This window comes from Paraglaciecola mesophila KMM 241 (genome assembly GCF_000315015.1).
Lineage (GTDB): Bacteria > Pseudomonadota > Gammaproteobacteria > Enterobacterales > Alteromonadaceae > Paraglaciecola > Paraglaciecola mesophila.
The window spans coordinates 47,635-61,550 of sequence record NZ_BAEP01000054.1 but is presented as its reverse complement, the minus strand read 5'-3'; the positions used below and the strand labels follow the sequence as shown (position 1 = coordinate 61,550).

The window sequence follows — 13,916 nt, the reverse complement described above, 5'->3', positions numbered from 1 at the left end:
CAATCCACTGCCTTCCCATTTAAGGTAAAAAAATTCCATTTGACTCGCGTCGATATTGAGCAGCGACTATGCTCATAGTGGTGATCATTTAGTAGAGATTACTGATAAACATTATTTAATTTTAAAAGGAAATTCTAATGACTAATGGAAATGAAAAAGATGTTGAATCCCCCTTGGCCTACGATCAAGTTGCTAAATTTTTTGCTAGAAGTTCGAAAGGTAAAATTCCCAAGGAGCTGCAATCGATGCTCTTGCCTGAGTTAAAGAGCTACAAACTGAAGAGCGTTGAGCATAAAAGTATCCAAGATGTTGACAGTAAACCCACCATTCCAATGATACCTAAGTGGTTCGGCACCAGCCCAAAACCTTGTAAAGCAAAGCTAGCTAAGCCCGCGCGAGTAACTCTCAACGGTAAAGACTTAAAGCCATTGACTGTTTTTAACGCAGAGGACCGCAGGATATACAATGACACGAGTTATCCGTGGGGAACCATTTGTAAAGTCGTTACGTCATCTGGGAGTGGGTCTGGAGTTATTGTTGGTCCTCGGCATGTGTTAACTGCAAGTCACGTAGTTGATTGGAGTTCAAATGGTGCAGGCACGGTTGAAGTACATAGGTCTGCCGGCTCTCTTAGGGCTAGCACATCTATATCAAGAGTTTGGTTTTACACCAAAATTACCGGTCGTACCGTTAGTTGGTTTGAGGTTGATGAAGATTATGCCGTGCTAGTAACGAATGACAGAATCGGTGATTTATTTGGTTGGATGGGGACTCGGACGTACAACAGCTCATGGGATGGCGAACCCTACTGGTTCAACATTGGTTATCCTGGAAGCATAGGCGGCACCATGCGACCAACTTACCAAAGGGATAAGAAACTTGATGAGCCTTGGTATGATCTCGGCCCAGGTAGATCGATGAGTACCCACGCGGATTTAACACCCGGTAACTCGGGTGGGCCTATGTTTGCATTTTGGAACGATGGGCCATATGTCGTTGCCGTGGCATCAGCGGAAGCATCTGATGAAAACTGGTGCTCAGGAGGTTCTTGGATGACAAATCTCGTGCGTCACGCTAGAGAACAAGACGCATAAACGTCATGCTCAGGGACACAAGCCCCTGAGCATATTTGAACTAGGTATTCTGTTCGCTCTTTATCCATCTATTTTCGATTCACACAAAACTAGTTCAGTTTCTCAAAACATGCCCATGGGCATATATCCAGTAAAAATAGGGTCTCTAAGTAAATATAATCTAGGTATAAAATAAACGGCTTGGTAACTAGGGGGGAGTTATTGTAATAAACCTTGGCGACAAGAAGTGATTCAATCTAAAACTAATTTGGTATCCCCACCTGGAATCGAACCAAGATCTAGCCCTTAGGAGGGGCTCGTTTTATCCATTAAACTACGGGGACGCCGTTCAAGCGCTGCTATTATTGCCCAGCACTACTCATAATGAAAGCGCTACTGACGTGCCACAAAATCGTTTGGTTGAATGTTAGCCAATGGGACGCTTGAGGTCGACATTAGCACAGCGGTTTCATTGTACACTTGCATCACTTTCACTTGATTTGGATGAAGCCGTAATTGTTGATGCAGGTTACCGATGGCATCCACAAATTGGGTGTGTTTGAAAAGGGTTAACTCGTCACCAATCTGTACACCGTCTTGTTTGCCAATGTTGACGGTGAGTTGCTCGCTATTGACCTGTAAAACTCGAGCGTAAGTAGGTAGACAGTCTAAGGCTTCATCTATTAATGATGCTTGTTCGGTGATTATTGCGGTCACAGCTTGGCCAAACTGCGACTGCCATAACAGCTGACTGGATGGGCTGACTTGTTGGTGTAGTTCAAATTCCCACGGCGTGTTAGTAGCTAAGCGTTCTTGCTTGAGCAAATTAGCGTTGTTGCCGTCGTATAAGGAGAGTTCTAAACGAAAATTCCTAGACAACGGGGCATCTTGCCAAAATAGCAATGCATTACGTGACGAGCGTTCTACAGAGAACTCGGTGATTTCACCAATCAGCACATATTGATTATCAGTTTGGCGAGCCAGCGTGATGATGTCGCTTTCTATGTCAGGGCTTTGCGGTGATAAATAGTAAGGTTGGCGCTGAGTCATGCGCGCGAAACGACTGGTCTGGTTAAACTGTTGTTCAAAGCGCTCACTGACTGTTTGGCCAAATCCTGTTAATCCACCAGTGATACCTTGCTGTCGGTCTCGAATAGGGAACCAAGTACTGACTAAACGCTTTTTATACTGTGCCGCATCACACTGTGTTCTTTGGGCAAAGATGTCTGCGCGAATGACGACGGTCACATAATCATCATGGTAAGTTTCACTGATCAAAGTTAAGTCATTGACTTCACCGCCACTGCGTATTTCGAACCGGTCATTTTCCAGTAAGCCATTCGACATTGCCTGCACACTGGTAATGGACGCGCCCGCGAACATCAATGCCTGTTTGACGGCCTCATGAGTGGCTTGCTTTTTAGCTAAGGCCTTATTGCCGTTATTGATAACTGCTTGACCCGTCGCTTCGAACCACGCCGCATTGGTTGGTATTGGCATCGAAATGAGTACCAAGAAAACCCAGGTTAATAAGGTGGTTAGCATGTCGCCTGGCTTTGGCATAGTGTTGCTCGCTTGTGATGATGACTAAGGTTGTGCTTTTACTCTTTGAAAAATGACGAAATAGAATAAAAAACTGTCAATTTTCCCAATATGTTCGAATGAAGCATTTTTCGTACCTAAACTAATTCATTGGAAGAGTATTACCGGCTACCTCCTATTGGTGTTACATTTTCAAATATAGGTGCGGTTCTTGCTTGCTATTGTTACTAGTTATCAAGTTACAACTATGAATGGTCATAAAAGCACTTAATTAAAGGTGCAGGTCCGTTATCACTGGAATGATTATGAAAATATTAAGTATGACTTTATTGGGTTTGAGCCTAGTGCTTGTTGGCTGCTCATCAGTCTTTGATAAACAAGTTGAATGGGAAGTGGTAGAGCCGCAAGATTACCCAGTGCTATCAGCCATTGGTTATGCGCCAATTAAAGGACAACGTGGCAATTCAGACTCCACAAAGATATTAATGGCGATTAAGGCCTCGAAACTTGATGCGTATCGCGAGCTCACTGAGCAAGTATATGGCCAAAAAGTTGACGGCAGCCAAACGTTATCAAATTTTTTGTTATCAGATGAGCGTTTGTCGAGCTCAGTTCAAGGCGTTATTCGCGGTGCTCGCGTTATTAAAAGCTATCCGGTAGGTGACGATCTGTATGCAACAGAACTAGAGTTAGACTTTAAACGTGTGTATGACATTTACCTCTCAACTGCGCGGCCTAAACGAGTAAAGGATGTACATTACTATTAGAAGTCGTAAGGTTAGCACTAAGGTGCGACGGGCTACTTAAGTTAGCTAGGCGGCAATAGGTTGCCGTGGATGAATGTTTGATGTGAACTTTTTTAAAGTGAATTATTTGATTATGAACTAGCTATATCAGAGTCTGACTCTTCGTTTTTACATGAATGGCAAAACTGTGTAGTTGAAAAGTACGTGTGAAAACAGTCATTGAAATAGTCGATAAAAAGAACCTATAAATAAAGGCGTCAGAAAAACTGTTAATAAATTTTGTCTTGAGTATTTCTACAAAACGAATCGCTAATTGAATTAATAAAGCGCTCAACTGAATCAGTTACAACTTAAGCTCTAATCCCTCTACCACTTTTGCCACCCCGGGCTTTACCACTCTTATCATAGGTCATTGATTCTTTGGCGCGAGATTCGAGCAGCAATGTGCGTAAATGCTCTAGTCTGAGTTGACCTTGCTCAACTGCTGTTTGGTTTATTTTTGTGCGATATTCACATTCCGATACTAGCTGTTTTGCGCGCTCAAACATGGTTGTAATTTCTTGGCCAGTTCGTTCTTCTTCTGAGGTAGCGTCAAAAGATCGACTGATAGCGTCGTCTTGCTGTTGAATATGAGTGAGCAAGTCTTCTTTTTTCTTGAGTAGATTGATGAGGGCTTCGGCGTCTCTGGTGCTAATGAGATGCAGCTCAGAGTCAAGCACTTGAATGAGATTTTCTAGATGGTCGAACTGTTTCGTTATTTCTTTTATTAATTCTGACATTCTTTTTGCCTTTTTTTAGTAGGCAATCATTATGCTGCCGATACTAGTTTCTGCCAAATATTTCTGATTCCTGTAATGCAATGTTTTTCGCTAAACTATCAGGATTTACACTGTATTCACCACTTTGAATCGCTTTCTTTAAACGATCAACTTTTTCCTGATTAACTGGCGCTTCGGCGCTTTTCTTCTGCACTTGGGCTAATTGCTGTGCAGATTGTGTCAACGAAACAGAATCTTGACGCACAGGTTGCGAAGACGTGCTCTTTGTAGCAGCTTCATTCGCTTGTTGGTTTTGCGTTTGTTGTTGATTAACTTTTTGGTTATCAATAACTTGCTTTTGACCATTGTTGTTAATGTTGTTAATAGACATAGTGACTACCTGACCTTATTAAACTTTCCTCAAATATTGTATCGGCAGCCCAGGGCATATCTTTAGGATGACTTACACAATTTTTGCATTATTTGCGTTCATAATATTCGCTACATCGCTGCTTTGGTTTATATGCCTACAACGACTTCACTGGTACTCGCAACGCGCGCATTTATTTGCTTTTTCGAGCGGCTATTAGTCACGCTTATGGTGTCACCAATATTGCCATCTTGCATAGCTACGCCCGTTGCTTTAACTTGCATCATGGAATTTGAAGCGTTGATAATAATTGTATCACCCTTACACACGAAACATAAATTATTAGGTGTAATAGGTTGCCCGGGTCTAACGCGGCGTTTGATGCGTGCACCCATCACATCATCCACATTTGAAAAAGTAGTGCGTCTAAGAAGTGCACGGTTCATGTTGATCAGCTCAATATTACTTTGATTCAATATTGTGCCAGGGCTGACAGCGTTAGAAATAACCACCACCGGCTGCATTTGTTTCACATTGACCATTAAATACATGTACCAATTTGTTGAACTGCAAAGCGCTTTCACCGCTACATTGCTCTGTTGGAGCGATTCCAAACTGGCACTGTACACAATCGGAGTGGGGCACAATGGCAAGTTTACTCTTTGATCGATGTCGGCAGTGCTAATGTTAAGCCTTGTATTAGCCGATGAACTGATTTGGGATGATACATACTGTTCAGCCCCTTCAATCAGTTGTGCTGAACGTGCTTGATGGGTATTTGTACTCGCAAAGCCTGCAGTATTAATGAACGGCAGTAGGGTAATGGCGGCAAACACCTTATAAATAACGTTATAATTCATTTTCACTTGAGACCAATTTGTCTATGCTTAGGCAAATACAGATTGTGCATAGCGTCAAAAAATAGACGGTTTTGCATAATAAGCGAAGTACTTGCCGCGATATAAGGTTGAAAGCAACTATTACGCCGATTTTTATTTTTTATGGAGTTTTACATGTCTGAAATAATGAATTCAGTTAACCAGCGAACCCAATTGGTTGGACAAAATCGCTTAGAGTTATTGCTATTCAGATTAAATGGGCGTCAGAAATTTGGTATTAATGTGTTTAAAGTACGAGAAGTACTGCAATGCCCCAAATTGACCTCTATTCCAAAATTGAACTCTTACGTGCGCGGCATTGCGCACATTCGAGGGCAAACAATATCGGTCATTGATATGAGTATGGCCACTGGTGGCAAGCCAATCATTGACTTAAATTCTGCTTTTGTCGTTATTGCTGAATATAACAGCTCTGTGCAGGGTTTTTTGGTCGGTGCAGTAGAGCGCATCATCAATACCAATTGGGAGGCGATCATGCCGCCGCCCAAAGGTAGTGGCCGAGCGAGTTACTTGACTGCGGTGACAGAGTTCGAAGAAGAGTTAATTGAGATCTTGGACGTTGAGAAAATTCTAAATGAAATTTCACCTATCAGTACTGACGTGAGCGATGAAGTATCGAGTATTTCGGTTGAAAACAAACGTGAGAAGATTATTTTTATTGCTGATGATTCTTCTGTAGCGAGAAATCAGGTCAAAAAAGCCCTGTCCACACTAGGGTTAGAAATTGAAATGGCTAAAAACGGTTTAGAAGCTTTGAATCGTTTAAAAGAGCTGGCTAAGGAAACGGGCAACATAACAGATAAGGTGGGTATATTAGTCTCTGATATTGAAATGCCGGAAATGGACGGCTATACCCTAACTGCTGAGATCAAAAACGATCCAGCTTTACAAGATTTACATGTTGTATTGCACACATCTCTAAGCGGAGTGTTTAACCAAGCGATGGTGCAAAAGGTTGGAGCTGATGATTTTATCGCTAAGTTTCATCCTGACGAACTGGTGACCTCAGTGCAAAAATGGTTTGATAATAAATAACAGTCAAGGAAAGCGATTGACCAGTAATACACTTGATGCACACGAATACAGTTTATTTTGCCGCTATTTGGAGAATCGATGTGGCATCGTGTTGGGGGACAATAAGCAATATTTGGTAAACAGTCGGTTGTTACCATTAGTTGCAAAATTTAAGCAAAAATCCCTATCGGAACTGATCAAGCGTACCATCGCCAATCACGATGTGGCATTAATAAATGCAGTGATTAATGCCATGACCACAAATGAAACACTGTGGTTCCGCGATGGCTACCCCTTTGAAACGCTGCAAAACACCCTATTTCCGTCATTATCAAAGACAGGTAAACCGATTAAAATTTGGAGTGCCGCTTGCTCGTCTGGACAAGAAGCTTATTCAATCGCTATGGCTGTGCGTGAATATCAAGCTAGGTATCCAAACGCGTTTTCGGCGGGTATAGATATCGTTGCAACCGATATTTCAAGTGATATGTTAACGCTAGCAAAAGCAGCACAATACGATAATTTATCACTCTCTAGGGGATTGTCAGATGAACGTCGTGGCCGGTTTTTTGACGCATGTGTAAGTGGTAACAGTAGCGTTTTAAAGCAAAGTGTTCGCAGTTTGGTCACGTTTAGGCCCATCAATTTACAGACTCCCTTCTCAAGCGTCACACGATACGACATTGTATTTTGCCGCAATGTGCTGATTTACTTCTCGGCAAATGCCAAAGCGTCGATACTGCAAAAAATTGCCGCTTGCCTGCAACCACAAGGTGTTCTTTTTGTTGGCGCATCGGAGTCAATGTCGGGTATTTCCACTGATTTTGTTATGAACCGTAGTGGTAGCGGTTTGTATTACGTTAAAAAAAGTTAACAATTTCAATTTGTTAGCTATCTATCCTCTTACTGTCAATTCTTTTATGGCATAGCTATTGCTTTACTCCTGACGAATGAGGAGTAAAGCGAATGGCAATCAGTTTAGATAAGTTAATGGGATTCACCCACAAGGCAGTTCAAGTACGTACTGAACGTATGGAAGTGCTGGCTGGCAACTTGGCCAATGCCAATACACCAGGTTACAAGGCGCGAGACATTAACTTTCAAGACGCTATGCGCAGCGCCCAAAATGGTCGTAATCAAAACCTTACCCGCACTCACGAAAATCATATTAAAGGCCATATGCAAGGATCAGGGGAGATGCAGTTCCGCATCAATAATCAACCTGATACCGGTGATGGTAACAACGTTGATGTACAAGTCGAACGGAATGCGTTTTTAGATAATGGTTTACGTTATCAAGCGAGTGTTGAGTTTCTCAACGGTAAAATTAAAGGCATGAAAAAAGCCATCGGTGGAGGTCAAAACTAATGAGTTTATTTAACGTAATGGATATTGCCAGTACAGGCATGAGTGCTCAAAGCGTTCGCTTAAACACGACGGCAAGTAATGTGGCAAATGCAAATTCCGTTAGTAGCAGCTATGACCAAACCTATAAGGCGCGTCACCCGGTTTTTGCCGCCGAACTGCAACGCGCATCTCAAGAACAGAATGCGGGTACAGGCGTGCAAGTTATGGGGATCGTAGAGAGCGATGCTCCTCTTCAAATTGAATACAGCCCCGGTCACCCGATGGCTGATGAAAATGGCTACATTTATAAGCCAAATGTGAACATAGTGGAAGAAATGGCAGACATGATGTCAGCGTCTAAAGCTTATGAAACAAATGTTCAAGTAGCGGACACCACTAAACGCTTGTTTAGGAATGTGCTGCGCTTAGGCCAAGGCAGCTAATCGTTCGCGGACTGGATAATTTCGAGGAATTGACGTGGATACATTAATTAAGAACGGCTTAAACAGTGACCTTTATTGGCAACCCGAAACGGTTCCTGTCGCTGATGAAAGCAATCAAAATTTGTCACAAGAAGATTTTTTCTCCTTGCTGACTGAACAATTGGCTAACCAAGATCCTAGTAAGCCGGTTGATAATGATCAGATGGTGGCGCAGATGACAAGCTTCACTATGGCTGACGGTATCAGCCAGCTCAACGAGAAATTCGAAACGTTCGCCACGTCTATGACTTCAAATCAAGCCCTACAAGCGTCTAGCCTGATAGGTCAACAGGTACTACTGCAGGGTGATGTGGCACATATGGCCAGCGAAGGTCAGGGTGTATCCGGGGTTGTAATTAATGATTCCACCACACTTAATACCAAAATTACGATTGAGAACGAATCGGGCAGTATCGTGAAGACTCTTGATATTGGCACGCAGCCTGTCGGCAATATTCAATTCAATTGGGACGGAAAAGATGCCGCTGGCAATCTTATGCCTCCCGGCAATTATGTGGTCAAAGCACAAGGCAATGTGTCAGGTGAGCCACAGCAACTCGTTACAGCAGTCAATCGACACGTTGATAGCGTCAGCCTAGCTGGCAGTAGTCAAGGTGTCATATTAAATCTAGATGGTGATGTCAGCGTCAAGCTCGACGACGTCATTCAACTTGGTGGTTAACAGGAGAACTTAACATGTCTTTTAATATTGCATTGAGTGGCGTTTCCGCTGCGCAAAGAGACTTAGATACAACGGCAAACAACATTGCTAACGTGAATACGGTTGGTTTTAAAGAATCCCGAGCAGAGTTTGGCGATGTATATGCATCATCACTGTTAGCTGGCGGTAAAACCAAGGTCGGCGACGGCGTTATTACCCAAGAAGTTGCTCAGCAATTTTCCCAAGGTAGTTTGCAATTTACGAATAACTCACTGGATTTAGCGGTTACGGGCAATGGCTTCTTTGCCACTATCCCTGAAATTGACTCTCGAGAGTTCTCATTTACGCGAGCTGGTATGTTTAAGCTTGATGCCGAAAACTTCGTAGTGAACTCTAATGGCGATAACTTGCTTGGTTTTCCTGTTAACCCAGATGGCACCTCATCTTCAGTTGCATTAAGTACGACTCAAGCTGTACGTATCCCTGACTCATCAGGCTCCCCTCAGCCTACATCAGAAGTCTCATTAAAAATGAATTTACCCGCCGGAGATGATGCCGTCGATTTAGATTTATTCAATCCTGATGATCCACTGACTTATAATGCTGCAACTTCAGTTACTGTGTTTGACTCATTGGGAGATAGTCATGTTATGACCTATTACTTCATGAAAGATCAAGCTGCCACTAATGAGTGGGTGGTTACTACTTATATGGATGATATCGCATTAAATACTGAAGGTGATACTCCAGGCGTTCCACCTGTTACTGGGCCAAATGTAGTCGGAGAAACCACTGGCTCCCCGGTCGCTGGCTATAGAATGACTTTTAGCGCTGGTGGTGATTTTACCAGTATTGCCAATGCCGATGGCACTACTAGTGCTACGGGCGATATCACCTCAGTCGCGTTAGGGGGAACAATTCTAGCCAATGGTTCTGACCCTTCACAAACCATTACCACTAATTTTGCTTTTGACCCAGGTAATGCTACCCCTGATGAACCCACTCAGTTTGCTTCTGCATTTGAAGTGACTTCACTTGAACAAGATGGATTAGCGGTAGGCCGGTTGACTGGTATAGATATCGGTGCTGACGGTCTTGTACGTGCAACCTACTCAAACGGTACATCTGAGCCAATCATTCGTGTCGCCCTAGTGCGTTTCGCTAATGACCAAGGTTTGACACAGCAAAGTAATACCCAGTGGCAAGAAAGTATTTTATCCGGTGAAGCTCTTGCCGGTGAGGCAACTACCGGTACCTTTGGTGATATCAACTCATCCGCATTAGAGCAAGCAAACGTAAACTTAACCACCGAGCTAATCGATTTAATTATCGCTCAACGGAACTTCCAAGCGAACTCTCGAGCACTTGAGGTTAACAACCAGCTTAACCAGACTATTTTGAATATTCGTTAATAAATTCAATACATTAATACTGAAAGGCCACAATTTGTGGCCTTTTTTATATCGAAGAAAATCCCGCTATACACTCCTTCACAGCTTAAACTTTCATCTATTCCAAACTGGAATGTCGATGAATGGCATCTTAATTGCAGAGTTCTTATTAAGTTCACTTTTCGTCAAGAAGTTGTCATGGATAAATTGCTTTATATTGCAGCCAGCGGTGCTAAACAAGATCTTCTTGGTACTGCTGTTCGTGCAAATAACCTCGCTAATACGCAGACCACTGGATTTCGCGCACAGTTAGAGCAGGCGCGCAGTATGCCAGCATTTGGGGAAGGGCTGCCAACCCGAGTATTTTCCATGACAGAGAACCCCGCCAATAATTTTGAGGGTGGGGCGATGATTCAAACAGAGCGCGAGTTGGATGTAGCGATCCAAGGGGAAGGCTGGCTATCCGTCCTCGATGCTAATGGAACTGAGGCATATAGCCGCAATGGTAGCTTACAGATCAGTGATGATGGGCAACTTCAAGACTCTTCTGGCAATTCAATTTTGGGAGAGTTTGGTCCTGTTTTTTTACCTATTCCTTTGTCAAATATCAACATCGCTGGTGATGGAACCATCTCTGTACGACCTCAAGGGGCGCCAGAAACCGTACTTGAAGAAGTGGGGCGATTGAAATTAGTAAACCCCGCCTTAGACAATATTGAAAGAGGGAATGATGGATTGTTTCGCCAGAAAGACGGTGAATTGGCGCAGTTCGATCCAACGGTCAGCATACGCAACGGCATGTTAGAAGGCAGTAATGTAAACCCTGTAGAAGAAATGGTCGATATGATCAGCCTGCAGCGCCATTACGAGATGCAAATTAAATTCATGAAAGAAGCCAGCGATCTTGATTCAAGAGCGAATCAGTTGCTGCGTATTATCTAATTATTATTGAAGACGACTTAGTATTAGCAAGCTTAAGATAATTTTAAAGAGGAGGTGACCTATGCACCCAGCATTATGGATCAGCAAAACCGGACTCGACGCCGCACAAACTGATGTGGCTGTTATTTCGAACAACTTGGCCAATGCCAGTACCGTTGGTTTTAAAAAAGACAGGGCGATTTTCGAAGACTTGCTTTATCAAAATATTAACCAGCCAGGTGGTCGTTCATCAGCGGATACTGAGTTACCGTCGGGTTTGATGTTAGGCGCAGGTAGTAAAGTGGTCGCCACGCAAAAAGCCCATACGCAAGGCAATATGCTGACCACAGAAAATGCGCTGGACATGTCCATCCAGGGGCGTGGATTTTTCGAGATACAGCAGCCAGACGGTAGCATTGCCTACACACGTAATGGTCAATTTACCCTTAATGATGAAGGGCAGATTGTTACGCCTGGGGCGGGCTTTTTACTGCAACCCAACATTACTGTGCCTGAAGACGCCCAGCAGATTACGATTTCTCAAGACGGGGAAGTCTCTGCCTCTATTCGTGGTCAGGCTGACCCACAAGTGCTAGGCCAAATCAGCCTTTCTGATTTCGTTAATATGACGGGCTTACAACCTATTGGTCAAAACCTGTATGTGGAAACTGCTACCAGTGGTGCGCCTATCCAAGGGGTACCAGGCCTTGAAGGGTTAGGCACGGTTGTTCAGGGAGCGCTAGAAACATCTAACGTTAACGTGACAGAAGAGTTGGTTAATTTGATCGAAAGTCAGCGCCTTTACGAGATGAACTCTAAAGTGATTTCGGCCGTGGATTCGATGTTAGGTCAGGTCATTCAACAACTTTAATGGTTAATATTATGAAAGCCTTATATGTCATTGGATTAAGTGGATTACTCAGCGCATGCCAGAGCACGCCTGAGCCGGATATTATGCCGAACGACCCTTACTATGCACCTATTACGGCTGAACTGCCGCGGCAGAAAATTGCCGAAGACGGCTCAATTTTTCAGGCTGATATGGCCAATAGCTTGTATTCCGATGTGAAAGCCCGCCGTGTAGGCGACATTATCACGGTAAGTTTAGAAGAGAATACCAGTGCAACTAAATCAGCAGGAACAACAACCTCTAAAGAATCGGCACTGGATGTTAACCCAATCATTGGTTTGGGCGGAAACGCCGTTAATATTGGCTCTCAGTCAATTCAACTTGGCGTAGACAGCTCAAATGAATTTACCGGTGACGCGTCAGCTAACCAGAGTAATAATTTAAGTGGCGACATATCTGTCACAGTGATGAAAGTCTTTCCCAATCAAAATTTATTGGTTCGCGGTGAGAAATGGTTAACGTTAAATAACGGTAATGAATATATTCGTTTAACGGGCGTAGTTCGTCCTGCTGATATTAGCCCAACCAATGAAATCGTATCGACCAAAATTGCCAACGCGCGCATTCAATATAGTGGCACAGGAACGTTTGCGTCAGCGCAAAAAGAAGGTTGGCTGACCAAGTTCTTTTCTTCTGAGTACTGGCCTTTTTAGGCAGGAGTCGTATATGAAACTACTTTTATTCATTCTCATGGTATCGAGCATTATTATTGCTCCAGTAGGGCAGGCTCAGCGGATAAAAGACTTGGCTAGCGTGCAAGGTGTACGCAGCAACCAACTGGTGGGTTACGGTTTGGTGGTGGGTTTACCTGGTACCGGTGAGCAAAGTCCTTTCACTGAGCAGAGTTTTCGCACCATGCTGTCAAACTTCGGCATCAGCTTAGACAGTAATTTGAAGCCAAAAATCAAAAACGTTGCTGCTGTTGCGGTTCATGCTGAACTACCGCCTTTTCTAAAACCCGGCCAAACGATTGACGTAACGGTAAGTTCTGTTGGTGAAGCAGCAAGTTTGCGCGGCGGTACATTACTGCAAACCTTTCTAAAAGGTCTTGATGGCAAAGTGTATGCCGTTGCTCAAGGAAGTATGGTGGTTAGTGGTTTTGGCGCCGAGGGAGCAGACGGCTCTAAAATTGTCGCCAACACGCCCACCGTTGGTCGTATCGCAAATGGCGCTTTGATTGAGCGCGCTGTGCCCAGCGGATTCATGCAAAATGACTTTCTAACACTTAATTTAAATTCCCCCGATTTTTCAACGGCAAAGATCCTTGCGGATACTATCAACCAACGTTTAGGGGCTGATCCCGATAAAGGTTATGTTATTGCAACCCCAATTGATGCTGCATCGGTTCGCGTGTCTGCGCCCCGAGATGTCGGGCAACGAGTGGGCTTTCTAGCGACGCTAGAAAACTTTGAGTTCATGCCTGCTAAGGCACCCGCGCGTGTTGTTATTAACAGCCGAACAGGGACCATAGTGATCGGTCAAGATGTGCGTCTGTTACCTGCTGCTATTACACACGGCGGGTTAACAGTGACGATCAGTGAAAATCAGCAGGTGACTCAACCAAATCCCTTAGGGCAGGGAGATACAGTGGTTACGGACCAGTCCATTATTGATGTGAATCTTGACGACACTCGCATGTTTAAGTTTGATCCTGGTGTGACGCTAGACCAACTAGTGCGCGCGGTAAACGAAGTAGGTGCTGCCCCTGGTGATTTAATGGCCATACTGGAAGCGCTGAGTGAGGCAGGTGCCTTACAAGGCGAGCTGGTCGTAATTTAGCGTGATTAACCGGGCCGAGGCAT

The 13,916-nt window shown here is 43.8% G+C and carries 16 protein-coding genes and 1 tRNA gene; 12 read left to right on the top strand and 5 right to left on the bottom strand.

What is annotated here, in order from left to right:
* The first annotated feature begins 137 nt into the window (after positions 1-137).
* Complete coding sequence (locus GMES_RS12600) at positions 138-1,094, top strand: trypsin-like serine peptidase (protein ID WP_006993086.1); 957 nt, start codon at positions 138-140, stop codon at positions 1,092-1,094.
* Positions 1,095-1,342: 248 nt separating this feature from the next.
* Here GMES_RS12600 and GMES_RS12595 read toward each other — a convergent pair.
* Positions 1,343-1,417: transfer RNA gene (locus GMES_RS12595), tRNA-Arg, on the bottom strand.
* Between the two features lie 49 nt (positions 1,418-1,466).
* Positions 1,467-2,636: a flagella assembly protein FlgT gene (locus tag GMES_RS12590; RefSeq protein ID WP_006993085.1), complete on the bottom strand. Its 1,170-nt coding sequence runs from the start codon at positions 2,634-2,636 to the stop codon at positions 1,467-1,469.
* Positions 2,637-2,920: 284 nt separating this feature from the next.
* Here GMES_RS12590 and GMES_RS12585 point away from each other — a divergent pair, with 284 nt between their 5' ends.
* Positions 2,921-3,382: an LPP20 family lipoprotein gene (locus GMES_RS12585; RefSeq protein ID WP_006993084.1), complete on the top strand. Its 462-nt coding sequence runs from the start codon at positions 2,921-2,923 to the stop codon at positions 3,380-3,382.
* A gap of 329 nt (positions 3,383-3,711) precedes the next feature.
* Here the strand turns inward: GMES_RS12585 and flgN are convergent, their stop codons facing one another.
* The 3 genes from flgN to flgA form a co-directional block, all read right to left on the bottom strand.
* Positions 3,712-4,140 (bottom strand): flagellar export chaperone FlgN, encoded by a 429-nt coding sequence (gene flgN, locus GMES_RS12580; protein WP_006993083.1) that lies wholly within the window; start codon positions 4,138-4,140, stop codon positions 3,712-3,714.
* Positions 4,141-4,183: 43 nt separating this feature from the next.
* Positions 4,184-4,510: a flagellar biosynthesis anti-sigma factor FlgM gene (flgM, locus tag GMES_RS12575; RefSeq protein WP_006993082.1), complete on the bottom strand. Its 327-nt coding sequence runs from the start codon at positions 4,508-4,510 to the stop codon at positions 4,184-4,186.
* Positions 4,511-4,638: 128 nt separating this feature from the next.
* On the bottom strand, positions 4,639-5,349 hold the full coding sequence (gene flgA / locus GMES_RS12570; RefSeq protein WP_006993081.1) for a flagellar basal body P-ring formation chaperone FlgA: 711 nt from the start codon (positions 5,347-5,349) through the stop codon (positions 4,639-4,641).
* A 153-nt stretch (positions 5,350-5,502) separates the two neighbouring features.
* On the opposite strand from flgA, the gene GMES_RS12565 reads away from it, so the two are divergent.
* From GMES_RS12565 to GMES_RS12520, 10 genes are all read left to right on the top strand, one after another.
* On the top strand, positions 5,503-6,423 hold the full coding sequence (locus GMES_RS12565) for a chemotaxis protein CheV (RefSeq protein WP_006993080.1): 921 nt from the start codon (positions 5,503-5,505) through the stop codon (positions 6,421-6,423).
* Positions 6,424-6,439: 16 nt separating this feature from the next.
* Positions 6,440-7,276, top strand: coding sequence for a CheR family methyltransferase (locus GMES_RS12560; protein WP_006993079.1), 837 nt, complete (start codon positions 6,440-6,442; stop codon positions 7,274-7,276).
* A gap of 92 nt (positions 7,277-7,368) precedes the next feature.
* Positions 7,369-7,770 (top strand): flagellar basal body rod protein FlgB, encoded by a 402-nt coding sequence (flgB, locus tag GMES_RS12555; protein WP_006993078.1) that lies wholly within the window; start codon positions 7,369-7,371, stop codon positions 7,768-7,770.
* The gene (flgC, locus tag GMES_RS12550) at positions 7,770-8,192 is read left to right on the top strand and encodes a flagellar basal body rod protein FlgC (protein WP_006993077.1); all 423 of its coding nucleotides are present in this window, start codon (positions 7,770-7,772) and stop codon (positions 8,190-8,192) included. Before flgB ends, flgC begins: the two co-directional genes overlap by 1 nt.
* 34 nt (positions 8,193-8,226) lie before the next feature.
* On the top strand, positions 8,227-8,913 hold the full coding sequence (locus GMES_RS12545) for a flagellar hook assembly protein FlgD (RefSeq protein ID WP_006993076.1): 687 nt from the start codon (positions 8,227-8,229) through the stop codon (positions 8,911-8,913).
* Positions 8,914-8,927: 14 nt separating this feature from the next.
* Positions 8,928-10,304: a flagellar hook protein FlgE gene (flgE, locus tag GMES_RS12540; protein WP_006993075.1), complete on the top strand. Its 1,377-nt coding sequence runs from the start codon at positions 8,928-8,930 to the stop codon at positions 10,302-10,304.
* Positions 10,305-10,481: 177 nt separating this feature from the next.
* On the top strand, positions 10,482-11,225 hold the full coding sequence (locus GMES_RS12535) for a flagellar basal-body rod protein FlgF (protein ID WP_006993074.1): 744 nt from the start codon (positions 10,482-10,484) through the stop codon (positions 11,223-11,225).
* A gap of 61 nt (positions 11,226-11,286) precedes the next feature.
* Positions 11,287-12,075: a flagellar basal-body rod protein FlgG gene (gene flgG, locus GMES_RS12530; protein ID WP_006993073.1), complete on the top strand. Its 789-nt coding sequence runs from the start codon at positions 11,287-11,289 to the stop codon at positions 12,073-12,075.
* An 11-nt stretch (positions 12,076-12,086) separates the two neighbouring features.
* A complete protein-coding gene (flgH, locus tag GMES_RS12525) occupies positions 12,087-12,767 on the top strand; it encodes a flagellar basal body L-ring protein FlgH (protein WP_006993072.1) in 681 nt (226 codons plus the stop codon).
* 13 nt (positions 12,768-12,780) lie between these two features.
* On the top strand, positions 12,781-13,893 hold the full coding sequence (locus GMES_RS12520; protein ID WP_006993071.1) for a flagellar basal body P-ring protein FlgI: 1,113 nt from the start codon (positions 12,781-12,783) through the stop codon (positions 13,891-13,893).
* Positions 13,894-13,916: the final 23 nt, after the last annotated feature.